The sequence below is a fragment of the Flavobacterium sp. UW10123 genome, assembly GCF_040538975.1.
Lineage (GTDB): Bacteria > Bacteroidota > Bacteroidia > Flavobacteriales > Flavobacteriaceae > Flavobacterium.
The window spans coordinates 1-23940 of record NZ_JBEWQE010000001.1 but is presented as its reverse complement, the minus strand read 5'-3'; the positions used below and the strand labels follow the sequence as shown (position 1 = coordinate 23940).

The 23940-nt window shown below is 32.8% G+C and carries 21 protein-coding genes; 8 read left to right on the top strand and 13 right to left on the bottom strand.

Annotation, left to right across the window (positions count from 1 at the left end):
• Positions 1–69: 69 nt before the first annotated feature.
• The 7 genes from ABXT06_RS00105 to ABXT06_RS00075 form a co-directional block, all read right to left on the bottom strand.
• Positions 70–1242, bottom strand: coding sequence for a DUF4249 domain-containing protein (locus ABXT06_RS00105; RefSeq protein ID WP_354588931.1), 1173 nt, complete (start codon positions 1240–1242; stop codon positions 70–72).
• Between the two features lie 18 nt (positions 1243–1260).
• Positions 1261–4023: a TonB-dependent receptor gene (locus tag ABXT06_RS00100; RefSeq protein ID WP_354588930.1), complete on the bottom strand. Its 2763-nt coding sequence runs from the start codon at positions 4021–4023 to the stop codon at positions 1261–1263.
• Positions 4024–4042: 19 nt separating this feature from the next.
• Entirely contained in the window at positions 4043–4756 is a 714-nt protein-coding gene (locus ABXT06_RS00095; protein WP_354588929.1) for a hypothetical protein, read from the bottom strand.
• A 352-nt stretch (positions 4757–5108) separates the two neighbouring features.
• Entirely contained in the window at positions 5109–7253 is a 2145-nt protein-coding gene (locus tag ABXT06_RS00090; RefSeq protein WP_354588928.1) for a polyribonucleotide nucleotidyltransferase, read from the bottom strand.
• 179 nt (positions 7254–7432) lie between these two features.
• Positions 7433–7699, bottom strand: coding sequence for a 30S ribosomal protein S15 (rpsO, locus tag ABXT06_RS00085; RefSeq protein WP_008466503.1), 267 nt, complete (start codon positions 7697–7699; stop codon positions 7433–7435).
• Positions 7700–7882: 183 nt separating this feature from the next.
• Entirely contained in the window at positions 7883–8569 is a 687-nt protein-coding gene (locus ABXT06_RS00080; protein ID WP_354588927.1) for a toxin-antitoxin system YwqK family antitoxin, read from the bottom strand.
• A 33-nt stretch (positions 8570–8602) separates the two neighbouring features.
• The gene (locus ABXT06_RS00075) at positions 8603–9058 is read right to left on the bottom strand and encodes an XrtF-associated fRMsr-like GAF protein (RefSeq protein WP_354588926.1); all 456 of its coding nucleotides are present in this window, start codon (positions 9056–9058) and stop codon (positions 8603–8605) included.
• Positions 9059–9128: 70 nt separating this feature from the next.
• Between ABXT06_RS00075 and xrtF the strand changes: the two genes are divergently transcribed.
• The 6 genes from xrtF to ABXT06_RS00045 all read left to right on the top strand — a co-directional run bounded on the left by xrtF (position 9129) and on the right by ABXT06_RS00045 (position 13857).
• A complete protein-coding gene (gene xrtF, locus ABXT06_RS00070) occupies positions 9129–9665 on the top strand; it encodes an exosortase family protein XrtF (protein ID WP_354588925.1) in 537 nt (178 codons plus the stop codon).
• Positions 9655–10101 (top strand): exosortase F system-associated membrane protein, encoded by a 447-nt coding sequence (locus ABXT06_RS00065; protein WP_502909018.1) that lies wholly within the window; start codon positions 9655–9657, stop codon positions 10099–10101. Before xrtF ends, ABXT06_RS00065 begins: the two co-directional genes overlap by 11 nt.
• Positions 10102–10147: 46 nt before the next feature.
• Positions 10148–10546 carry an HYC_CC_PP family protein gene (locus tag ABXT06_RS00060; RefSeq protein ID WP_354588923.1) on the top strand — a complete coding sequence of 133 codons (399 nt, stop codon included), beginning with the start codon at positions 10148–10150 and terminating at the stop codon, positions 10544–10546.
• Between the two features lie 119 nt (positions 10547–10665).
• Positions 10666–12672 carry a TonB-dependent receptor plug domain-containing protein gene (locus tag ABXT06_RS00055; protein WP_354588922.1) on the top strand — a complete coding sequence of 669 codons (2007 nt, stop codon included), beginning with the start codon at positions 10666–10668 and terminating at the stop codon, positions 12670–12672.
• Positions 12673–12701: 29 nt separating this feature from the next.
• Positions 12702–13043, top strand: coding sequence for a heavy-metal-associated domain-containing protein (locus ABXT06_RS00050; RefSeq protein WP_354588921.1), 342 nt, complete (start codon positions 12702–12704; stop codon positions 13041–13043).
• Between the two features lie 133 nt (positions 13044–13176).
• Positions 13177–13857: a DedA family protein gene (locus ABXT06_RS00045; protein ID WP_354588920.1), complete on the top strand. Its 681-nt coding sequence runs from the start codon at positions 13177–13179 to the stop codon at positions 13855–13857.
• A gap of 258 nt (positions 13858–14115) precedes the next feature.
• On the opposite strand, the gene rodA is transcribed toward ABXT06_RS00045, so the two are convergent.
• The 6 genes from rodA to purH all read right to left on the bottom strand — a co-directional run bounded on the left by rodA (position 14116) and on the right by purH (position 21382).
• Positions 14116–15351 carry a rod shape-determining protein RodA gene (rodA, locus tag ABXT06_RS00040; protein ID WP_354588919.1) on the bottom strand — a complete coding sequence of 412 codons (1236 nt, stop codon included), beginning with the start codon at positions 15349–15351 and terminating at the stop codon, positions 14116–14118.
• A 15-nt stretch (positions 15352–15366) separates the two neighbouring features.
• The gene (mrdA, locus tag ABXT06_RS00035) at positions 15367–17340 is read right to left on the bottom strand and encodes a penicillin-binding protein 2 (RefSeq protein ID WP_354588918.1); all 1974 of its coding nucleotides are present in this window, start codon (positions 17338–17340) and stop codon (positions 15367–15369) included.
• A complete protein-coding gene (locus ABXT06_RS00030; protein ID WP_125723313.1) occupies positions 17337–17843 on the bottom strand; it encodes a rod shape-determining protein MreD in 507 nt (168 codons plus the stop codon). Before ABXT06_RS00030 ends, mrdA begins: the two co-directional genes overlap by 4 nt.
• On the bottom strand, positions 17836–18660 hold the full coding sequence (gene mreC, locus ABXT06_RS00025; protein WP_111426075.1) for a rod shape-determining protein MreC: 825 nt from the start codon (positions 18658–18660) through the stop codon (positions 17836–17838). The genes ABXT06_RS00030 and mreC overlap by 8 nt, the downstream gene beginning before the upstream one ends.
• Positions 18661–18770: 110 nt before the next feature.
• Entirely contained in the window at positions 18771–19799 is a 1029-nt protein-coding gene (locus tag ABXT06_RS00020; RefSeq protein WP_008466528.1) for a rod shape-determining protein, read from the bottom strand.
• A 56-nt stretch (positions 19800–19855) separates the two neighbouring features.
• Positions 19856–21382, bottom strand: coding sequence for a bifunctional phosphoribosylaminoimidazolecarboxamide formyltransferase/IMP cyclohydrolase (purH, locus tag ABXT06_RS00015; RefSeq protein WP_354588917.1), 1527 nt, complete (start codon positions 21380–21382; stop codon positions 19856–19858).
• Between the two features lie 165 nt (positions 21383–21547).
• On the opposite strand from purH, the gene ABXT06_RS00010 reads away from it, so the two are divergent.
• A complete protein-coding gene (locus ABXT06_RS00010; RefSeq protein ID WP_354588916.1) occupies positions 21548–22795 on the top strand; it encodes an ABC transporter permease in 1248 nt (415 codons plus the stop codon).
• 89 nt (positions 22796–22884) lie between these two features.
• The gene (locus ABXT06_RS00005; RefSeq protein ID WP_354588915.1) at positions 22885–23772 is read left to right on the top strand and encodes a cupin-like domain-containing protein; all 888 of its coding nucleotides are present in this window, start codon (positions 22885–22887) and stop codon (positions 23770–23772) included.
• Positions 23773–23940: the final 168 nt, after the last annotated feature.

The window sequence follows — 23940 nt, the reverse complement described above, 5'->3', positions numbered from 1 at the left end:
CAATATTATTTTGAGCACTGCTTTTATAAGTGAAATTTACTAATAGAAGTAGAAAAGCTAATTTTATGTTTAATTTTCCCAAAATGAAGGTATTACGTTAGAAGAAAATGATGTACAATCGCCGCATACTTTTTCAACCATGTAGAATCCTGTAGGTGTCATTCCAGGACCATCTCCAATATATTCATGTGTTTTAAGTATGTCATAATTATTACTTTGTATTTCATCAAAGCCATAAAATCTGGCATCGCAAGTTGTGAAATACTCGATTGGCTTTTCTGAAGGAAAAAAATCTTTGAAACTAAAAAAGATTCTTTTTTTAGAGACAGATGCAACTTCAAAATAACCAGCAACTTTTTCATGCAAATCTGTTGTCGATTTTATGTTTCCGACAATATATCCAGGCTGATTTGGAGACAATAATTCTCCTGAATCAATTATTTTTTTTGATTTATAATAATAATCATATGCAGATTGATTCTGTGTAAATTGAGAAACCAAAATACTGTATCGATTTGTTAGCATATAATCGGTGTCACTAATGAAACGAACAGCATATTTTACCCGATCTTCTGCTAAATCAACAGTGCTAGCCTGTCTTATTCCTGTAGAGTGTTTGGTTGTATAGCAAACTTTAATGTTTGTTTCGACAGGAACTTTTTGGTAGATGTAATGGCCGTTTTGTTGTACTAATTTGATTCGCTCATCGATGGAATATCGAGATATTATTTTATAAGTTTCGTCATATTCATAGCGATAATATTTGGAAGTATTTGTAGGATCAAAACTTTTCACGTTAACCTGAACGCCTCTAACACCGTCTTTGTCTGCAATTGTTGTTTCTAGATCAATAGTATTTTGTGTAGGCAAAGCTTCCGTTGAAGAAACATATGATTTTCCAGAACTTGTTGTTATTTTTAATTGATAGGTTTTATTTGGTTCAGCTTTAAATTCATTTGCAGAAATATATTTTCCGTCTTTTTCATCAAAATTAAATACCTTCCCATCGCTATCAACAACAGTAACATTAGCTCCAGATTCGATTATTTTTACTGTGTCATTAACAGGTCTTGTTCGTGAAATATTTATTTCCTGAAATTTTAATTCATTCGTTAATGTGGCTTCAACAGTCAGAGCATCTTCAAAATCTTGATTTTGATATACATATTGTTCCGTACAACTTGACAAAACAGCAAATGCAAAAAAGGTCAATGTCGTTTTTTTGATTATTGATAAATTCATATGGATCTGGTAAATGAATTAAAATTTAATGTTATATGTTATTGTCGGAATCGGAACAGAAAAAATAGATGTTTTATAAGCCTTGATTTTTCTGTCTTCAGTAACAAAATAAACATTATAAGGGTTGTTTCTCCCAAGAACATTGTAGACTGAAAGATTCCAGAAACTATGGGCGAGTTTTTTTATCTTGTGATTTCCTTCAAAATTGAGACCAATATCTAACCTATAATAATCTGGAATCCTATATTGGTTGCGATTGCTATATAAAGTAAATTGCTCGCCTGTTAAATCATAAGATCCAATTGGAAAAGTGACTGGTCTTCCGGTTTGATAAACAAAATTGGTTGACAAGCTGTATCTCTTTGTGAATTTATAGTTTAAAATAGCACTAAAATCATGCGGTTTGTCATAATTCGTAGGAAAATAATCTCCGTTATTTATTTTTTCAGCATCAAATCTACTGTCAAGTTTTATAAGGGCTCTCGAATAAGTATAGCTTAACCAGCCATTAAAACTTCCTTTTTCTTTCTTGATTAAAAATTCAACACCATAGGCTTTTCCTTCTCCCTGAAGAAGTTCAGTTTCTATGTTTTGGTTCAAAAATAATTCAGCGCCGACTTTATAGTCTAAAATATTTTTAGAACGTTTATAATAACCCTCGACGCTTAGTTCTAACGATTTGTCAATTATATTTTTGAAAAGTCCCAATGAGAATTGATTAGAAGATTGTGGCTCAGTATTTAAATCCGAAAGTTTCCATACATCCATTGGAGATTGCGTGGTATTCGTCGACAGTAAATGCATATATTGATATGTTCTGTCAAAACTTGCTTTTACGGATAAGTCAGGAAGTATAAAATAACGAGCAGAAACTCTAGGTTCAAAACCACCATAAGTTTTTATGGACTCATTGTTGGCGTAGGTTTTGGTATCGATTACAGTTCTGTCAGATTTAGGACGATCATCCGGATAAATGTTTTGCGCAGAAGGACCAAGTGCAGAATAAAAAGAATAACGTAAACCGACATTAAGTAAAAGTTTATCATTGACTTTGTAATTTTCGGTAAAAAACAAAGCCGACTCTAAAGCTTTTTCCTTTTCAAGTGTAATATCTTTAATTAGAGAGTTGTCACCTGTTGGTTTCAGAAAACCCGGATTAACATTGTATATTTTGCTACTAATGCCATAATTAAACAAATGCTTTTCATTCAGATTGTATTTCATTTTAAAAACAAACTGAGTTTCATTGATTTTATAACCATAATCAAATGATTTTTCAGGTTGAGAATCGTAGTCGATGTTGAATTTATACTGACTATTGGTAATAATTAATGAAGATTTGTTTTTTGCATTGAAATCATGATCCCATTTTAAGGTTGCCAATAAGTTGCTGTATTTGTAGATGGAATCTGAATTGATACTGTACTTGTCATGACTATAATATACAGAGGTTTCTAATTCGTCTTTTTGCGTAATTTTGTGGTTGTATTTTAAAAGCACATCATAAAAAGAAGCTTGACTATTGTCTAATTCAGGCTCTTTGATAGTTTTTAGAATCCAATCAGAATAGCTTGCTCTACCGCCAAATACCAAGCTTGATTTTCCTTTTACTACCGGAATTTCAAGTGTAACATTACTCATTACAGGACCAATGCCAGCTTCGCCAGAAACTTTTTCCGTATTTCCGCTTTTAGATTTAATATCAAAAACAGAAGAAAGGCGCCCTCCAAATTCAGCAGGAATACTTCCTTTGTAGATATCGGCTGTTTTGGTAGTAAATGGATTTACAGAAGAAAAGAAACCTAAAAAGTGAGATGGATTGTATAAAGAAGCGTTGTCTAATAAAAATAAGTTTTGATCGTCTTTTCCTCCTCGGACATTAAAGCCTGCAGAGCCTTCTCCTGCCGTTTTTATTCCTGGAAGAGTTGTGGCAACTTTGAAAATGTCTCTTTCGCCTAAAATTAAAGGTACATTTTTGATATTTTCGACATCAATACTTGTGAGGCCCGCAACTGCTGAGGTTATAGTTCTTGTTTTTTTGTTTTCGATGACAACTTCTTTAAGTGCATTTACGTTTTCGTCTAAATTAAAATCAACTTTTCCATTGTTGTAAAGTACAATTTTTTTTGTTTTTGGCTGATGACTGATGGATTGTGTCTCGATTATGTTAATACCTGCGGGAACTCTAAAGCTGTAATAACCATTTGCATCAGTTGTTGTGCTTATGTCTTTGTCTTTTACCTTAATGGTGATATTATATTCTGGTTTTCCTGAAACTCTGTCTTTAATGTAGCCTGATAGGGTATAGGTCTGAGAGGCATTTATTAAAGATTGTTTTCCAAGAGAAATAATAGAGTCCGAATCTTTCTTAGAATCATTTAAGTATTGCTTATTGTAAATAGGGACAATTTGTGAATTAGTGGCCTTAATACCACTTTTATCGTCAGTGTTCTCAAAATAACTTTCAGTTATAATGTTTGAGATTAAAAGACCATTGCTTAGAATAATATTGTTGTTATCAATAATATAATTTATGGTTGTGTTAACAAAAATAGCATCTAAAACAACAGAAATAGAGGTGTTCTTGAATTCACCAGAAATAAGCTCATTATTTGATAGCCATTGATCTTTAAAATAAAAATGGAAAGAAGTATTTTTTTCGAGTATTTCAATAGCTTTTTTTCGTGTTACATTTGAGTATTCTATAGAAATATTTTTTTCCTGAGAAAAAAGAAAGATTGGCGATAACAAAAATAAACAGAAGATAAAGTATTTTTTCATTTAGATTTTGGAATAGAGCTTATAAATTGTTATCAATAAATTTTATTAAATCTGCTTTGAACCGGTATGGGTCTGTTTCTTCTGGGATTTTATTTTTTTTGTAATACTCTTTTATTTCTTTTTTTAGTTGAGGAAATATCGTGAGAATTTCTTTTTGTGTGTTTACAGATGTAAATTTTGAATTATAAAGAAGTTGGTAGTTATTGTATTCTTTGAATTCTCTATACAAATTATTTTCAATAATAATTTCTTTTGCTGTTTTAATGGGTTTAATATAAAGAGAGATATTTTTTCCTAAATATTTTTCCTCAAAAAAGCCAGTGATGATTTTCGGATATTTATACTTATTGTCAATATTGACAAATTTTTTATTTTCAATCAAAAAATAATCTGTTCTTTCGTTTATGAGAGTTATTGCAAATGCGTTATTATTCTCAAATGATTTAACAAGCTCATCTTTGTATGTGTCGTACTTTATTAAGACGTTTTCGTATAATTGATTGTCATAAAAAACAGATCCGTTAACAAAGTTTTTGTTTAAATAATAGTTGTGGCTGTTTTTTAAATTGTAAGGATCAATATGAATTTTGCCATTATTGATGTTTAAAATTTCTTTGCCAATTGCTTTGTCAAAATAATTAGAAACTTCCTTTTTTGCATTAGTTTGAGAAAAACTGTTAATTGAAAGTAATAGCAGGATGAAAATTACTGTTGAGTAATTTGTATTCTTCAATGATAGATTTTTGCAGTCTAGTTTGAATTTAAAAGAGATAATAATAAATAGTATTGTTTTAATTCTTAACCTTTCAATATCCTTTCTCATCAATATTTTAGTTTTTGTGTGGCTATTTTCCATATAAAACTATGTTAATGAGGTTTTGTTAAAAAATAAATTAAACCAACAACATTGATTTTTAAACCAACAACACTATTTAATCAATAATGTGTTTCTTGAAAACGTTGTAGCTTAGTGTTTTAACTGTATGATTTTTAGACTTGAAGTAAATGTAAAAATCGAAAAACCCCGTTTCATAATCATGAAACGGGGTTTTCTATAAATAAACCTTTAGTAAACTAAGATCTGATTACTCTTTTTTATCCTCGCGTGGAGGTCTTGGAACAAGTGCTTTTTTAGACACTTTTTCTTTTTTAGTTTTAGGGTCAACTCCTAAGTATTTTACTTGGAAAACATCTCCCATTTTAACTACGTCAGCAACATTTTCTGTGCGTTCCCAAGCTAACTCAGATACGTGAAGCAATACTTCGTTTCCTGGTGCAGCAGTATATTCTACTACAGCTCCAAAATCAAGCATTTTTATTACTTTAACTTCGTAAGCCTCCCCAACTTGTGGTTTGAAAGTTAATGCATCGATTTTAGCTAATACAGCTTTGATGCCGTCTGGATTAGTTCCTAATATTTCAACTACTCCTTGCTCGTCTACTTCGTTGATTACGATAGTAGTTCCTGTAGCTTTCTGTAATTCTTGAATTACTTTTCCTCCTGGCCCGATCAATGCTCCAATAAAGTTTCCTGGGATAGTTCTAGTAATGATTTTTGGTGCATGAGCTTTAACTTCTGCTCTTGGCGCTGCAATAGTTTCAGTTAATTTTCCTAAAATATGCAAACGTCCATCACGAGCTTGTGCCAAAGCTTGTTCCATAATATCATAACGCAATCCTTCGATTTTGATATCCATTTGGCAAGCAGTAATACCGTCAGCAGTTCCAGTTACTTTAAAGTCCATATCTCCTAAGTGGTCTTCGTCTCCTAAGATGTCAGACAATACGGCAAATTTCTCACCATCAGTAATTAATCCCATAGCGATACCAGAAACTGGTTTTGTCATTTGAACTCCAGCATCCATCAGAGCCATTGTTCCGGCACAAACTGTTGCCATAGAAGAAGAACCATTAGATTCTAAAACCTCAGAAACAATACGGATTGTATAAGGACAATCTGCAGGAATCATATTTTTAAGAGCTCTTTGAGCTAAATTACCGTGACCAACCTCTCTTCTTGAAGTTCCTCTTAATGGTTTTGCTTCACCAGTAGAGAAAGGAGGGAAGTTATAGTGTAAGTAGAATTTCTCTTCACCTTGCTCAGATGGAGAATCGATTTGGTTAGCTTCTTTAGAAGTTCCTAAAGTTACTGTAGCCAAAGCTTGAGTTTCTCCACGTGTAAATAAAGAAGATCCATGTACAGAAGGTAAATAATCAGTTTCGCACCAGATTGGTCTAATTTCTGTAGTTTTTCTACCATCTAGACGAATTCCTTTTTCAAGAATTACGTTACGAACCGCTTCTTTGTTTGTTTTGTAGAAGTATTTTCCAACTAAACCTGCAAGATCTGCATTTTCAGCATATTCTTCTTCAGTAAATAAAGCTTTTGCTTCTTCTTTTACAGTTGCAAATTTTTCACCTCTTTCAGCTTTTCCAGAAGCTTCTTGAGCAATTGCGTAGCATTTATCGTAAGCTGCAGCTTTTACTTTTGCGTAAACAGCTTCGTCTTCAACTTCACCTTCGTAAGTTCTGTATTCTTGAGAGTTTAATTTTGCTCTTAATTTTTGTTGAGCAAGAATTTGAACTTTAATAGCTTCGTGAGCAAATTTAATTGCTTCAACCATTTCAGCTTCTGAAATTTCTTTCATCTCACCTTCAACCATTGCCACAGAATCCATAGAAGCTCCAATCATCATGTCGATATCAGATTTTTCTAATTCTTCTCTGCTTGGGTTGATTACTAATTTTCCGTCGATACGTGCAACACGTACTTCAGAAATTAAGTTATAAAATGGAATGTCAGAAACAGCTAATGCTGCAGATGCTGCTAAACCAGCTAAGGCGTCTGGCATAACATTATCATCGTGAGACATTAATTGAATCATAACCTGAGTTTCAGCATGGTAGTCGTCTGGGAAAAGCGGACGCAAAACACGGTCTACTAATCTCATTGTTAATACCTCACTGTCGCTTGGTCTTGCTTCTCTTTTGAAAAATCCTCCAGGGAAACGTCCTGCAGCAGCAAATTTTTCACGGTAATCTACCGTTAATGGTAAAAAGTCAACACCTGGGTTAGATGTTCTTGCAGAAACTGCAGTTGCTAAAAGCATACAGTTTCCTAAACGTACAACAACTGAACCATCGGCTTGTTTTGCTAATTTACCAGTTTCGATTGAGATGCTTCTTCCATCTCCTAAATCGATAATTTCTTGTGAAACTTGTGGAATCATAAATTTTTCCTTTTTGATTATACAATGGGTTTTAGTTGTGTTGTAGTTGTTGTTGTGTGTAGTTGTTGTTATCTAAAACCCAATGAAAAACCAAACTTTTTTTCTTGTAATTTGCTTATTATAAATAGCTGTAATGTAAAAACAAAAAGAGGCACTTTCGCACCTCTTTTCTATATTGATTATTTTCTGATATTCAATACTTTGATAATCTCACGATATCTGTTGATATCTTTCTTTTTCAAGTAGTCCAACAAAGCTCTTCTTTTACCTACTAATAGTACAAGAGAACGCTCAGTGTTGTAATCGTGACGATTTTTTTTCAAGTGTTCAGTTAAGTGAGAGATTCTGTAAGTGAACAACGCGATTTGTCCTTCTGCGCTTCCAGTGTTTGTTGCACCACCGTGTTGTGCGAAGATTTCTTCTTTCTTTTCTTTAGTTAAATACATTCCAATATTATTTAATGATTTTTATGTATGTCAATACAACTTTTGTAAGACGGGTGCAAAATTAGATTAAAAAAACAGAAAAATCAAAAAAAAATAGAAGAATCTAAAAAATGAATATAAGAAATTTGTTTTTAAATATTTACGCCCGTTTTTTCTGCTTAAATTAAGTCGTTTTTCTATGTTTTAGTTTCTGATTTTTTTACCAGATTGTTTTTCGCTTAAGGAAGAATAAGAAAATTTGACATTGTCTTCATCTATGCTTACTCCCGAAATTAAAATTCCTCGATCGTAATTGTCAACAAACGCAATCTTTCGTAAACTATCGCTTCCTTCCCAAACACCTTGTTTCAATCCGTTTTTAAGAATGCCTTTTTGTCTTATAAATGTATCAGTTTCTTCAAACTCACCATTGCCATCTAATACAGTCTGATTTTTATTTTCGTTCCAACAATTAAGAACCAAAGTCTGAAGTTTTTTTGTCTTCGGATCCCAGACATTCTGTTTTTCACATTTTTTATTCTGATTTTCGTACCAGCTAATCTCTTTGCCTGTTTTATGATCTTCAGAATAATTTATAACAGACTCTTTTGCTCCATTTTTATAGTAGTAAATAAACTCTCCGTCTTTTTTTAAAATATCTCGATCCAAGGTTGATCCTGTCATTTTCTTTCTTCCGTTTTTGTAGAAATCAGTTACAACGTAGCGTATGCTTTTCTGAGAATAATTGGTAATTACTCTTGTATAGGCATAATTTTCTGGAGCGCATTCATGATTTAAGGAGTCTAAAAAGATTTTTTTAGAAACCATATTAATTTGTGCAGACAGATGAACTGAGATTATCAGAAGGAAAAAGAGCAGGATTCTTCTCATTCAGTGCTATTTTTTATCTTAAAAATAGTTCTTCTAAAATAATTTAGCAACTTCTTGATTAACAAACTCTAAAAATCTTTCGTCGGCTTCTGTAAACGGATCAATTACGTGGCTGTCAATGTCAATCTGACCAATGTTTACTCCATTAACAAATAGAGGGACTACAATTTCTGATTTCACAGTTAAACTGCAGGCAATATAATTGTCTTGAGCTTTTACGTCGGGTACTACAAAATTAGCATTGCTTTCGGCAACTTGCCCGCAAATTCCTTTTCCAAAAGGAATAACAGTATGGTCAGTCTCTGCACCAACATAAGGTCCTAAATGTAAAGTTTTAGCGTCGTGATTAGCAAAATAAAATCCAACCCAATTGTAATATTCTACATTTTCGTTTAAAAGTTTGCAAACTGCTAATAATTTTTCGTCTCTATTTTTTTGATTATCAGTAATAATACTGCTTATCTGTGGTTGTAATTCTTGAAATGTCATGATATAAAATTTTATACAAAAGTATTTAAAGCTGAACTCAAAAAATATATAAATTTGAAAAAAAAATCTCTTGAAAAAATATTTAATCCAGTTTAAGCCATTCCTAATTTTTATAAGCATTTTTTTTCTGACCTATATTGTCCTTACGATACTTTATAAGTTTTATTTAAATAGCTATCAATTACAAGATCTTGACGCCATAACAATGATTTCTGGTCAAAATTCAGAACAGTTGTTAAAGTTCTTAAATTATGATGTAATCATTCAAAAAAGCTCTCAAAATCCATGGCAGGAGATAATCTTGAAGGGTAGATTTATAGCACGCATTACCGAAGGTTGTAATGCTGTAAGTGTAATGATATTGTTTGTGTCGTTTGTGAGTGCTTTTTCGGGGAATTTAAAAAAGACATCGCTATTTATAATATTGGGACTTATATCTATTTATATTTTGAATATTATTAGGATCACGCTTTTGATTGTACTTATGTATCATTTTCCGCGATATACCCATTTCCTGCATGATATTTTCTTTCCATTGATGATTTATGGATATGTTTTTATTTTATGGGTTTTCTGGATTAATAGATTTTCAAAGTATGCTAAATAAATTAAAAGAAAATAAATTAACAATCTTTGTTGCAATTGTTGTTGTAATGGGTTTTGCTTTGATCAGGACATTTGAAACAAAATTGTTTTATGATCCTTTTCTAGCATATTTCAATGCCGATTTTCATTCAATACCATATCCTCAAGTTGAAACCTTACAGCTTTTTGCAGGGCTTTTTTTTCGTTATTTTTTAAATTCGGTTTTGTCACTTTGGCTGATCTTCGTTTTGTTTCAGGATCGAGACATTTTTAAATTCAGTTTGTTTATATACGGCTTATTTTTAGTTTTGTTTTTAATAGCTTTTTACGTCATTCTCGAGTATTTTCCAGATAGTAGCTGGCTTCTTTTTTATGTGCGTCGATTTTTGATTCAGCCTATTTTAGTACTGTTGTTCATTCCAGGATTCTATTATCAGCTTGAAAAATCAAAAAAATAACATTTGTTTTAGTTTTTTATCGGCAGTTTTTAAATAGCTTTGCAATATGAATTTGAAAAAGTGTACAGGTCTATTTTTGGCGCTCCTTTTATTGGTTTCCAATATAGGGTTTGCTTTTGACGTACATTATTGTGGCGGAGAAATTGCTTCGGTTTCTTTAAAAACTACAGCAGAACCTGTTGTTGAAAAGAAATGTTGTGGTTCTAAAGAGAAGGAAAACTCTTGTTGTAAAGACAAAGTTGTTCATTTCGAAAAGAAATCAGACAATGCTACTATCAAATTCTTCTTTTTTCAATTTGCTTTCCCAGCAGTTATACAAGATTATAAACCTATAGTCTTTTTAGAAATTCCAAATTTTAAAAAGAAAGAAGTTCTTTCGTATTACGCTGATGCGAATGCTCCACCCTTATTTAAATTATACCATCAGTATATTTTCTATTCCTGATTTTAATGTTAAGATGCACTGCAAGTCTTAATTAAGACTTTGCGTTTACATTTTTGCTGTCTTTTGCTTTACGCAAAAACGGAAATGTAATTCTATTTCAACATTAAAATCAATTTTTTATGCAAAAAAACATAATGCTTTTTGCAATGATTTTGCTTTCTTTTTCTGCTTTTTCACAAGAAGATCTGCAAGAAGTAAAAATCACTAAAAAGCAAAAAGGGATTAAAAAATCCTTTACCGTAACAGCCAATACATCTGTAATTACTAGCAAAGAATTACTTAAAGCAGCTTGTTGTAATCTGGCTGAGAGTTTTGAAACCAATCCATCAATCGATGTCAATTTTTCTGATGCCTTAACGGGAACTAAGCAAATCAAAATGCTAGGTCTGACGAGCCCATATTTAATGATTACAGAAGAAAATATTCCTTCCGTTAGAGGAGCGTCTCAAGCTTATGGATTGTCGTTTACACCAGGAACTTGGATTGAAAGCGTTCAAATTACAAAAGGGGCGGGGAGTGTTATAAACGGTTATGAAAGTATTTCGGGCCAGATTAATACAGAACTTTTAAAGCCTCTAAGTGATATTCCATTCTTTCTGAATGCTTATGGGTCAACAGATTCTCGTTTTGAATTAAATACGCATTTCAATAAAAAACTATCAGACAAATGGGCAACCAGCCTATTTGTTCATGGAAATGCACGTGTAGCGAAAAACGATATGAACAAAGATGGTTTTCTAGATAATCCGTTAGGAAAACAAATCAATGTTTTAAATCGTTACCAATATTACAATCCAGAAAGTGGTTTGGTGAGTTTTATCAATTTCAGATATATGAATGATAAAAAACAAACCGGAGAGTTGGATTTTGATAAAGATCGAGATCGTGGAACAACCAATTATTGGGGCTCAGAGATTAATACGGAACGTTTTGATGTTTCGACAAAAATCGGATATGTATTTAAAGATATGCCATACCAAAGTATTGGTTTTCAAAATGCATTTAACAGTCATAAGCAGGATTCTTATTATGGTTTAAATCAATACGACATCAAACAGAATAGTTTTTATTCTAACTTGATTTTCAATTCGATCATCAATAATACGATGCATAAATTTTCAACAGGTCTGAATTTTACTTACGATCAATATCAGGAATTTGTAAACCTGACAGATGTAAGCAGAATTGATAACTCAGTTGGTGCTTTCTTTGAATATACTTATGATAATACAGACAATTTTAGTTTGATCTTAGGCGGAAGAGTTGACAACCATAACCGATTAGGACTTTTTGTTACGCCAAGATTGCACATGAGATATAATCCTTGGAAGAATGGAGTAGTTCGTTTTTCTGCGGGAAGAGGAAAACGTTCTGCTAATATTTTTGCAGAAAATCAGCAACTTTTTGCTAGCTCAAGAACTTTTTCGATTTTAGATTCTAACGGAAAAATATATGGTTTAAATCCAGAAATAGCATGGAATTATGGAGTGAGTTTTTCTCAGAAATTCCGTCTTTTCAATAGAAATGCCGATGCAGGTTTTGATCTATATAGAACCGATTTCCAAAATCAGGCTATCGTAGACGTTATGCAAAGTCCGCAACAAGTTTTGTTTTACGATTTGAAAGGAAGTTCTTTTGCAAACAGTCTTCAAGTTGAGTTCAATTATGAATTGATTCACAATTTGAACTTAAGAACAGCTTATAAATATTATGACATTCAAACTGATTATTTGAGAGGAACATTCCAGCGTCCGCTTCAGGCTAAACATCGTTTTCTAGGAAATTTAGAATACGAAACGACTATGAATAATGACAAGCAATGGAAGTTTGATTTTACTTATAATTGGTCTGGAAAACAGCAATTGCCTTATACGGCATCAAATCCTGCCGAAGATCAATTTCCTGATTTTTCACCTGCATTTGCTGTGATGAATGCACAAGTAACCCGCGTTTTTTCTCCAGTTTTTGAAGTATATATAGGAGGAGAAAATATTGGGAATTATAAACAAGAAAAAGCAATTTTAGGAGCAAATGATCCTTTTGGACCTAATTTTGATGCATCGATTGCATACGCGCCAATTTTTGGACAGATGTATTATGCTGGACTTAGATTTAAAATTAAATAACAATTTCAACAACAATAAAATTAAATGCAATGAATAGAATAGTTTTAATCGCAATGATGGTTTTTCTAGGGTTTTCAGCTCAGGCTCAAACTAAAAAGAACAAGAATTTAAAATATACAACAGAAGTAAATGGAAATTGTGAACAATGTAAGAAACGAATTGAAAAAGCAGCTTACGGCGTTCCGGGTGTAAAAACAGCAAGTTGGGATGTTGGTTCACATCAGCTTTCGGTTATTTTAAATGAAGAAAAATGTTCTCCTTCAGATTTGAACAAAGCAATCGCAAAGGCAGGTCATGATACTAAGGAAGTTAAAGCCACAACTGAAGATTATGATAATCTTCACAGCTGTTGTAAGTATGTAAGAGAATAATAATTAAAGAAGCCTAAACAATGAGTTTGGGCTTTTTTTAATAGTTAATTTATGTTTAAAATACCGCATTTTATTGTGGTTAAGGTAAATTATTGTTACTTTCACGAACTATAAAAAATAACCAATCACATTTATGAATAATTTTGAATGGACTCAGTTACTAAACCCTGAATTTTATATTACGTTAAGCGTCGGAGGTTTTCAGATTGGGTTGTTTATCGTTCTGTTTATAGTTTTTGCTGAGACAGGACTTTTTGCAGGTTTTTTTCTGCCTGGAGATAGTTTGCTTTTCTTAGCGGGTATCTATAGTCGTGATCTAATTGAAAATGTTGCCTATATTCCAAATGACTTTCTAAATGTATTTCTGCTTGCAACAGCTGTTGCTATAATGGGAGTTTTAGGTAATATGACTGGTTATTGGTTTGGTGCAAAAAGCGGTTATTATTTGTTTAAAAAAGAAGATACATTTTGGTTTAAGAAAAAGTATCTGCTTCAATCAAAAGACTTTTTTGAAAAATATGGAGGAAAGGCAATTATTTATGCGCGCTTCTTGCCAATTTTCAGAACATTTGCTCCAATTGTAGCTGGAATCGTTTCGATGGACAGAAAGAAGTTCATGTTTTATAACGTTCTGAGTTCTTTCCTTTGGTCGTTTATATTGATCTTCGCAGGGCATTATTTATATGGCGTTTTCTTAAAACAAGGAATAGATTTAAAGAAACACATTGAATATATCATTATTATTATCATTATTATTTCAACTTTTCCAGTTCTAGTAAAACTTTTGAAAAAGACCCCAAACGAACAGATATAGTCAAGTAAAGAATAATAAAAAATCCGAAGTTTTTAACTTCGGATTTTTTTTATGCTTGTGTTAAAGCTTATCAAAAATATCCTTACCGTATCTATATATATTCTCTTCGAAGGTAAAAAGAAGCATCAGAGCTAAAATATATAAAATCAAAAAAAGCTGCAATTAGTTCTTAAAATCTAATTGCAGCTTTTAGATGAAATTTATTTATTGTTTAATAAAGAGATGTTTTAATTGGAATTTAATATTTAAAACAGTTACCTACCATTCGTTCACTTTATTTGCATCCATTTTAAGGAAAATAAACAGCAAGATAGTGAACCCCCAGAGTCCAGAACCTCCATAAGAAAAGAAAGGCAGAGGGACTCCGATTGTTGGGAAAATTCCAATCACCATGGCAATGTTTACAAAGAAATGTATAAAAAGTATTGCAGCAACGCAATATCCGTAAACCCGGCTGAATTTAGTTTTTTGTCTTTCTGCTAAATAAATAACCCTAAGAAGTAAACCTGTGAAAAGTAAAATTACGACTAATGAACCTGCAAACCCCCATTCTTCGCCAACAGTGGTAAAGATGTAATCAGTGTGTTGCTCAGGTACAAATCCTCCTTTTGTTTGTGTTCCTTCAAGAAAACCTTTTCCAATCCATCCACCAGATCCAATGGCAATTTCAGACTGGTTGGTATTGTATCCAATACCTTTCATATCTACAGTTTTACCTAGTAAAATATTAAAACGGTCTCTGTGGTGCTGTTTAAAAACGTTATCAAATACGTAATCAACAGAAAAAACGAATCCAGAGATTAAAACTAATAAAATACCGCTTAAAATTATATTTCGATCAACAACCCTGCCTTTAAAATGTATAATAGCTAAAACGATAAAAGCCATTCCAATAACAGCGTATGGCTCTAAAACTAAAGTAAGAACAAACAGGATAATCGTTATAAATGCCGTCCATACATACCAAGAAGGCAATCCTTCTCTATATAAAACAAGGATAAACGCACTATAAATTAAAGCACTTCCAGGGTCTGGCTGTGGCAAGATCAAAAGTACGGGTAACAGCATAATGGCCAAAGCCTGAATTTGTCTGTTGGTCTCTTTTAGATTGATTTGTGTGTCGCTTAGGTATTTGGCCAATGCCAAAGAAGTGGCGGCTTTTGCAAACTCAGATGGCTGTAAAGTGAAGCTTCCTATGGCATACCAGCATCGCTGTCCCGCTATGGTTTTTCCGAAAAGGAATAATCCAGCAAGAGATAATAAGGAAACTCCGAAGATGATACTGGCATATTTTTCGTAAAATTTTCCGTCAACAAAAAGCACAACAAATATCAATGGAATAGTACAGCAGATAAAAATCAGCTGTTTTTGGTACGTTCCATCGGTAGATAATAAAGAAGACGAGTAAATATTAAGCCAACCTAAAGTTACCAGCGCAATGTAGATAAAGACACTTATCCAATCAATATTATTTTTTACACTTTGATTTTTCATTTGAAATAATCTTTCTTAGTTTTTCTTAGTTGTGTCTACCGCTGTTTTTTTAACTTCAGTTTTTGGTGCTGTTGTAACTGGTACTTTTGGCTTTATAATTTTAGCTTGTAATGCAGAATCTTTTGGAACAGATTCAATTTTAAGAGCCTCGCTTATTCCGCCTACTTTAGCATATTCTGAAAGTAAGCTTTTGTTTAATACTCTTACTTCTAGATCGGTTCTTGTAATTTTCTTTCTTAGATATTTTTCAATCATTAAACTAGCAACCGGACCCGCTACTGTTGCTCCAAAACCTCCATTTTCAATCATAACAGCAATAGCAATTTTCGGATTGTCTTTTGGCGCAAAGGCAACAAATATAGAGTGGTCTTTAAGCTGTGTTCTTTTACCGTTTATTTTGGCAAAGTTCTCGGCAGTACCTGTTTTTCCGCAAATATCGATTCCTTCTACCCTAAGACTGTATGCTGTACCTTTGTTGTAAACATCAAAAAGTCCGCTTATAACTGGAGGAAAATATTTTTGATCAATTGTAGTTACGTGTTTCGTGGTAAACTTTTCGTCTATTTTTTCACCTTCAATCTTTTTAATGATATGAGGCGTATAATAATAACCCTGATTTGCAACAGTAGCCATCATATTGGCCAATTGAATAGGCGTCATTAAAACCTCTCCTTGACCAATTGCGTTCGATACAATAGTTGAACTTCTCCATCCTCCGTTAGGGTAAATTCTTTTATAGGTTTTTGAAGTCGGGATATTTCCTCTTTTACCTGTAGGTAAATCATAACCCATGAACTGACCTAGACCAAAACTTTTTACGTGACTGCTCCAAACATCAACAGCATGGCCAGGGTCTTTGTACTTGTTGATGGTAAGCATATAAGCTTGTCCAAAATAAGTATTGCAAGAATTATAAATTCCGTTATGTAGTTGGTGTGGTCCAAAACCGTGGCATTTCATAAAACGGCCTCCACCATAACTAAATCCATGATGACACATAAAAGTAGTCTGCTCATTAACAACACCTTCTTGAAGTGCGACTAAACCGGTCAAGATTTTGAATGGAGAACCTGGAGGATATTCTGCTAAAAGTCCTCTATCGTACAATGGTTTTGCAATAGAATCGTGATATAAAAGAGTATAATTTTTAGATCTCTGACGTCCTACTAAAATACCTGGATCATAAGAAGGAGCGGTAACTAATGCTAGAATTTCTCCAGATTTAGGTTCAATAGCCACAATTCCTCCGCGCTTATTAATCATCAATTCTTCGCCATATTTCTGAAGTTCAGCGTCAATTGTTAAATTAATGTCTTCTCCAGCTACGGCGATGGTGTCGTATTTTCCTTCTTTATAAGGGCCTATTTCTCTGTTGTATTTATCTTTTTGAATGTATTTTACTCCTTTTATTCCGCGTAAAATTTCTTCATAGCTTTGTTCTACACCCTGCATTCCATGTAAATCTCCACTATTATAGTACGGATTCTTGGCAATAAATTTCTCGTTAACTTGTGTGATAAAACCAAAAATATTTGCACCATAATCTACTTCATAATCACGAAGTGATCTTTTCTGGAAGTAAAAACCATCATATTTTCTAATTTTCTCCTGAAAAGCGGCAAATTCGTTTTTATTCAGCTGAGATAAAAAAACAGAAGGAAGCCTTGGGCTGTACACTTTTGCTTTTTCAATGCGTTTATGATATTCTTCTTCAGTAATATTCAAAAGAGCACAGAACTCACCAATATTAAGGTCTTTTTTTATATCTCTCGGAATAACCATGATGTCATAAGAAGCCTGATTCGCAACAAGAAGTTTTCCGTTACGATCATAAATATAACCTCTTTCAGGATAGTCATACACTTTTTTTATCGCATTATTTTCTGATTTCAGTTTAAAGGAATCATCAATAATCTGCAGGTAAAAAATCCTAATCAGTAGCAAAGACGCTGCAATAATAATTATAGTGGGCAGCAGGACTTTTCTCATCGTTTATTGGGCTTAATAAGATAAATTATTATTATTGAGGTGATTATAGTAAAGATAGAACTAAATAAGGTTCGGAGCAAAATGTCCCAGATAAATTTGAATTGAAATGCTTCTAAAACAAACAATACAATATGGTGCATTAGAACCGAAACCAGTATGAATGAAAATCGCTCTGGTGTTAAAGATTCATTTAGTTTAATGGTTTGATACTCATAACTTAGACCAAAAGAAAATTTAAAAATGTACGGCCTATAATAAGCTAAGATAACACAAGCAGTTGCGTGTATTCCTCCTGAGTTACAAAACATATCCATTATTAATCCGAGGAAAAAGCTAGAAATAATTAATCCGGCTTTATTACTATTTACAGGGTAAAGAATGATATACAAGATATACGGAAAAGGACTTATATATCCTAAGAAATTCATATTGTTAAAAATAACAACCTGAATTGCCAGTAACATAATAAATCGAAAAATATTGACTAACAGAGCGCTATTCATTTTTTTCTTTGTTTTCTAAATTAATAAGTTCCTCTCTGTCCTTGCTCTTGATGATATAAACGTGCCCTAAGTTAGTCATGTCGTTAAATAACTTAACTTTTATAACATAAAAACTTGTTTGAGTTTCTTTGTAAATTGTTTCAACAGTTCCAATGTTAATTCCTTCAGGGAAAATTACAGATTGCCCTCCTGTTACAATAGTGTCTCCTTTTTTAACTGAAGCAAGTCTCGGTACATCTCTAAGTTGTACAAAACCTGTGCTTTTTCCATCCCATGTTAAAGAACCAAAATGATTTGATTTTTTTAACTTGGCATTAATTCTGGATTTCATGTTCAAAATACTCACAACAGTAGAATATCTTGGAGATGTATCATCTATGATGCCCACAATTCCTAAACTGTTTATTACTCCCATATCTGGTTTTACGCCTTCGTTAGATCCAGAATTTAAAGTAAGAAAGTTTTCGTGTGTGCTGTATGTGTTATGAATTACTTTTGATACAATAATATCAGCAGGCTTTACTCCTTTAATGGTATCAGGTAAAGGTAATTTTGATGTGTCTTCTTTGTTGAATAAAAGACTTTTTAATCTTGCGTTCTCAAGTACAAGTTCGTCGTTTTCAGCTCTTAAATTCATGTATTCATTAACACGATTGATTTTTTCATAAACACCTCCGCTTAAGAAATTTGCAGAACTGATTATTTTGCTTCTGTGGTAAGAATGAGATTGAATCGTGAGTCCTAACGAAATACCTAAAAGCAGCAAAAACAGTAATCGATTACTGTTTCTTATAAGGAAATTAAATATTTGCTGCATTTCTTGTCTGGTTATTTTGTTTCAGGATATGCTTAAAGGTTTCAGTTTTTACAAGGGTCAAACAATAAAATTTGACCCTTATAAAAGTAAATTGATTATTATTTGGAATCTTATTTGATTAAGATACTTTTAAATTTAGCAATGTTCTTAAGAGCCATTCCTGTACCGCGAACAACAGCTCTTAACGGATCTTCGGCAATATAAACAGGTAAATCTGTTTTTTGAGAGATACGTTTGTCAAGACCTCTTAACATAGATCCTCCACCTGCTAAATAAATACCAGTGTTGTAGATATCTGCTGCTAACTCAGGCGGAGTCTGAGATAATGTTTCCATTACTGCATCCTCGATACGCTGAATAGATTTGTCTAATGCTTTTGCAATTTCACGGTAAGAAACATCAACTTGTTTTGGTTTACCAGTAAGCAAATCTCTACCTTGGACAGACATATCTTCTGGTGGGCCATCTAAATCTTCGATTGCCGCTCCAATTTGAATTTTAATTTTTTCAGCAGTACTTTCTCCAACAAATAAGTTGTGCTGTGTACGCATGTAATACACGATATCGTTTGTGAAAACGTCGCCCGCAATTTTTACAGATTTGTCACAAACAATTCCGCCTAAAGCGATAACAGCTATTTCTGTTGTACCACCTCCGATATCGACAATCATGTTTCCTTTTGGTTGCATAATATCAATACCAATACCAATTGCCGCCGCCATTGGTTCATGAATCAAGTAAACTTCTTTTCCGTTTACTCTCTCACAAGATTCCTTCACCGCTCTCATCTCCACTTCAGTAATACCAGAAGGAATACATACAACCATACGTAAAGCTGGGGTAAACATTCTTTTTTTCAATGCAGGAATACTTTTAATGAACATGTTGATCATTTTTTCCGAAGCATCAAAATCAGCGATTACACCATCTTTCAAAGGCCTTATAGTTTTGATGTTTTCATGTGTTTTACCTTGCATCATGTTGGCTTCTTTACCAACAGCAATGATTTTGCCTGATACTCTATCACGTGCAACGATAGATGGACTATCAATGACAACTTTATCATTATGAATGATTAAAGTGTTTGCGGTTCCAAGGTCTATCGCAATATCCTCGGTCATGAAATCAAAAAATCCCATAAGTTTTTTAGGGGTTTAAAATGTTATAAATTATTTATCGAACAAAGTTAAACAAATTAATGTTTAAAATGACGAGTTCCTGTAAATACCATCGCAAGATTATTTTCATTGCAATAATTTATACTTAATTCGTCTTTTATCGAACCTCCTGGCTGAATTACAGCAGTTATTCCTGCTTTTTTAGCTAATTCTACACAATCCGGAAATGGGAAAAATGCATCACTTGCCATCGAAGCTCCATTTAAATCAAATCCAAAAGCTTTTGCTTTGTCAACAGCTTGAATTAAAGCGTCAACTCTTGAAGTCTGACCTGTACCTGATGAAATCAATGTTCCGTTTTTAGCAAATACAATAGTGTTTGATTTTGTATTCTTGCAGATTTTAGAAGCAAAGATCAAATCTTCGATCTCTTGAGCAGTAGGTTCTGTAATTGTAACGGTTTTTAAATGCTCTTTATTATCCGTAATATTATTTCTGTCCTGAATTAACAAACCATTAAGACAAGTTCTAACTTGACGAGCTGGCAATTCAACTTCATTTTGAGCCAAAATGATTCTGTTTTTCTTCTCTTGTAAAACTGTAACTGCCTCATCATCATAAGCTGGAGCAATTACCACTTCGCAGAATAATTTGTTGATTTCCTGTGCTGTTTCTAAATCAATTTTAGTATTAGAAATTAACACTCCTCCAAAAGCTGAAGTAGGATCGCAAGCTAAAGCTGCTAAATAAGCTTCGCTGATTGTTTTTCTTGAAGCCAATCCGCAAGCGTTATTATGTTTTAAAATTGCAAATGTTGGTCCGTCAGATTTAAATTCAGCAATTAGGTTAACTGCAGCATCAACATCTAGCAAGTTGTTGTATGATAATTCTTTTCCGTGAAGTTTGTTGAACATAGCGTCAAAATCTCCAAAGAAGAATCCTTTTTGGTGAGGGTTTTCACCGTATCTTAAAATTTGACCGTTTGCAATACTTTCTTTGTAAATAGTCTCGTCTGTATTGAAATAATTAAAAATAGCCCCGTCATAATGAGATGAAACATGGAATGCTTTAGTAGCTAACAATCTTCTGTTCTCCAAAGTTGTTGCTCCATCTTGCTCTGTAATCAAATCTAAAAGTAAGCTGTACTCATTTACCGAAGCTACAATTACAGTGTCTTTGAAATTTTTTGCACCAGCACGAATTAATGAAATACCACCGATATCAATTTTTTCGATAATATCTTGCTCACTTGCTCCAGAAGCAACCGTTTTTTCAAAAGGATATAAATCAACAATTACCAAATCAATTTGAGGAATGTCAAATTCCTTCATTTGTTGAACATCACTTTCGTTATCCTGACGATTCAAAATTCCTCCAAAGATTTTTGGGTGCAAAGTTTTTACTCTTCCGCCAAGAATTTCAGGGAAAGAAGTAATATCTTCAACAGGAACTACTGGAATACCAAGGTTTTTGATGAAATCTTCAGTTCCTCCAGTTGAATAAAGTGTTACATTTTGTTCGTGTAATTTTCTAACAATTGGTTCTAATCCATCTTTAGAAAAAACAGAAATTAATGCCGATTGTATTTTTTTTGTTGTGCTCATTGTGTAGTTATGATTTTGAGACTGCAAAAGTAGTTTTTTTATATATTATATTAAAGAAAATAAGTGTAACAAAATGCTAAAAAATTCTACTGATGAGTAAGTTAACTTTTATTAGGTTTTTGAATTTAAATTATTGAATTTTACTTTATTGAAAAATACAAAAATATGATTGTTTATCTAAGATTATTAAAGGAAAGTCTGAGCTTTGCCATCAATGCTTTGCGAAATAATAAATTACGCACTTTATTGTCGCTCTTAGGCGTAACAATCGGTATTTTTTCAATTATTGCTGTTTTGGCTGCCGTTGACTCATTAGACAAAAAAATCTCTAAAGATTTGAGCAGTTTAGATAAAAATACGATTTATTTAATGAAATACTGCTTTGGACCGTCTGAAATTCCGCAATGGAAGAGAGAACAGTTTCCAAATGTAAAATACGACGAGTATATTGGACTGAAGAACTCAATGAATAATACTGATCAAGTAGCATATCAGCTTTTTGTAAACAGAGAAAGTTTAAAATACGATTCTAAAACTGTAAGTGATGTAAATATTATTCCGTCGTCAAGCGAAATGGTCGATATTGACGGACTGAGTTTTGATAAAGGAAGATTTTATAATGAATCTGAATCTAACTCTGGATCTCCAGTTATTGTTTTAGGATATGATATAGCTGATGGACTTTTTGGGTCAAGTGATCCAATCGGAAAAAACATTCGCTTATACGGACAGCGATTTACAGTAATTGGTGTAATGGCTAAACAAGGAGCCGGATTCTTTGGAGACAGTAATGACACTTCGGTTTATCTTCCAGCAAATTTTTTAAGAAGAATGTATGGAGACAGTGATTCGATGACTCCGGTTATAGTTTTAAAGCCAGAAAAAGGTGTAGACATGGATGCGTACAAAGCAGAAATTGCTCAGAAACTTCGAGCAATCCGCGGAATGAAAGCTGGAGAAATGGATAATTTCTTTATTAATGTGCTTTCTGGATTTACTGATTTTATTGATGGAATTTTAGGTCAGATGAATTTTGTAGGCTGGATCATCAGCGGATTTTCTCTTTTAGTTGGAGGTTTCGGAATTGCTAATATTATGTTTGTTTCGGTAAAAGAAAGAACAAATCTTATCGGAATTCAAAAATCATTAGGAGCAAAAAATAAATTCATCTTATTCCAATTTTTGTTTGAAGCCATTATTTTATCAGTCATTGGTGGAATTATTGGCCTTCTTATGGTTTGGGGAATTGCTTTGATTTTGACAAAACTGTTGGATTTTGAATTTGTTTTGAGTTTTGGCAATATAATTTTAGGAACAAGTTTAGCGGCCTTTATTGGTTTAGTTTCTGGTATTCTGCCAGCGGTTTCTGCGGCAAATTTAGATCCGGTTGAAGCAATTCGAACAGGAATGTAATATTGCTTTTGTGTTATTTTACTGTAAATTTTGATGACTCAAAATAATTAGATATTTTTGATAGACCAAGAACATAAATCGCTAAATATATGAGCTTTAATCTTAGATCTGTCGATACCGTTGAGTCTATTTCTAGAGAAGATTTCAAAAAGAATTATTTAGACAAAAGAAAACCTTTAATTATAAAGGGACTCACTAAGGATTGGCCAGCAAGAGAAAAATGGTCAACAGAGTATTTCAAGCAGATTGCTGGAGATATAGAGGTTAAACTTGTAGACAACTCAAAAGCAGATCCAGCAAAAGTGATTAACGCTTCTATAGCAAGTATGAAATTTGGAGAATATCTGGATTTGATAAAACGCGAACCAACACAATTGCGTATTTTTTTCTTCAATCTTTTCAAACACAGACCTGAATTAATTGACGATGTGAAAGTTCCTAAAGAATTAATGGGAGGTTTTATAGAAAGTATGCCAGCTATGTTTTTTGGAGGTTCAAAGGCGATTACTTTTCTGCATTATGATATCGATTTGCCGCATCTTTTTCACACTCATTTTGGCGGACGAAAACATATTATATTATTTGATAATAAATGGAAAAAAAGATTGTATTGTCTTCCAAATACCACTTATGCCTTAGAAGATTATGATGTTGCGAATCCCGATTTTGAAAAATTTCCTGCTTTGAAAGGAGTAGAGGGTTATGAAGTTTTTCTTGAGCATGGTGATACGTTGTTTATGCCAACAGGAATGTGGCATTGGATGCGTTACATAGATGGTTCTTTTTCTTTAACACTTCGTGCATGGGATCAATCTGTTTCTAGGAAAATTGCCAGCGTTTGGAGTTTATTTATGCATGGAGCTGTAGACAGCGGTATAAAAGTGATTTTTAGGGAGCGTTATGCTGTATGGCGAGAAAAACTAGCTTTTAAAATTGCGGAGAAAGAATTAAAGAAGGATTTGAGAAAAGCGAGTTAGTTTCAAAATTCCGTAGGAATTAAATATCGGTAGCAACGGAATTTATTCCATTGATCATCCGTAAAGTTTGTCATTTCTGTAAAAGTTACTTATTTCGGTAACGGATTTATCATTTCGATTGGCTTTTTTCCATCAATTCCCTGATGCGGTCTTTCATGATTGTAATAG

Coding starts and splice junctions, on each gene's coding strand:
- purH (WP_354588917.1), bottom strand. CDS start 21,382: ATGAGCACAACAAAAAAAATACAATCGGCATTAATTTCTGTTTTTTCT.
- ABXT06_RS00060 (WP_354588923.1), top strand. CDS start 10,148: ATGAATTTGAAAAAGTGTACAGGTCTATTTTTGGCGCTCCTTTTATTG.
- ABXT06_RS00065 (WP_502909018.1), top strand. CDS start 9,655: ATGCTAAATAAATTAAAAGAAAATAAATTAACAATCTTTGTTGCAATT.
- ABXT06_RS00045 (WP_354588920.1), top strand. CDS start 13,177: ATGAATAATTTTGAATGGACTCAGTTACTAAACCCTGAATTTTATATT.
- ABXT06_RS00105 (WP_354588931.1), bottom strand. CDS start 1,242: ATGAATTTATCAATAATCAAAAAAACGACATTGACCTTTTTTGCATTT.
- ABXT06_RS00005 (WP_354588915.1), top strand. CDS start 22,885: ATGAGCTTTAATCTTAGATCTGTCGATACCGTTGAGTCTATTTCTAGA.
- ABXT06_RS00055 (WP_354588922.1), top strand. CDS start 10,666: ATGCAAAAAAACATAATGCTTTTTGCAATGATTTTGCTTTCTTTTTCT.
- ABXT06_RS00090 (WP_354588928.1), bottom strand. CDS start 7,253: ATGATTCCACAAGTTTCACAAGAAATTATCGATTTAGGAGATGGAAGA.
- ABXT06_RS00010 (WP_354588916.1), top strand. CDS start 21,548: ATGATTGTTTATCTAAGATTATTAAAGGAAAGTCTGAGCTTTGCCATC.
- mrdA (WP_354588918.1), bottom strand. CDS start 17,340: ATGAGAAAAGTCCTGCTGCCCACTATAATTATTATTGCAGCGTCTTTG.
- ABXT06_RS00100 (WP_354588930.1), bottom strand. CDS start 4,023: ATGAAAAAATACTTTATCTTCTGTTTATTTTTGTTATCGCCAATCTTT.
- ABXT06_RS00075 (WP_354588926.1), bottom strand. CDS start 9,058: ATGACATTTCAAGAATTACAACCACAGATAAGCAGTATTATTACTGAT.
- mreC (WP_111426075.1), bottom strand. CDS start 18,660: ATGCAGCAAATATTTAATTTCCTTATAAGAAACAGTAATCGATTACTG.
- ABXT06_RS00050 (WP_354588921.1), top strand. CDS start 12,702: ATGAATAGAATAGTTTTAATCGCAATGATGGTTTTTCTAGGGTTTTCA.
- ABXT06_RS00030 (WP_125723313.1), bottom strand. CDS start 17,843: ATGAATAGCGCTCTGTTAGTCAATATTTTTCGATTTATTATGTTACTG.
- ABXT06_RS00020 (WP_008466528.1), bottom strand. CDS start 19,799: ATGGGATTTTTTGATTTCATGACCGAGGATATTGCGATAGACCTTGGA.
- rpsO (WP_008466503.1), bottom strand. CDS start 7,699: ATGTATTTAACTAAAGAAAAGAAAGAAGAAATCTTCGCACAACACGGT.
- ABXT06_RS00080 (WP_354588927.1), bottom strand. CDS start 8,569: ATGAGAAGAATCCTGCTCTTTTTCCTTCTGATAATCTCAGTTCATCTG.
- rodA (WP_354588919.1), bottom strand. CDS start 15,351: ATGAAAAATCAAAGTGTAAAAAATAATATTGATTGGATAAGTGTCTTT.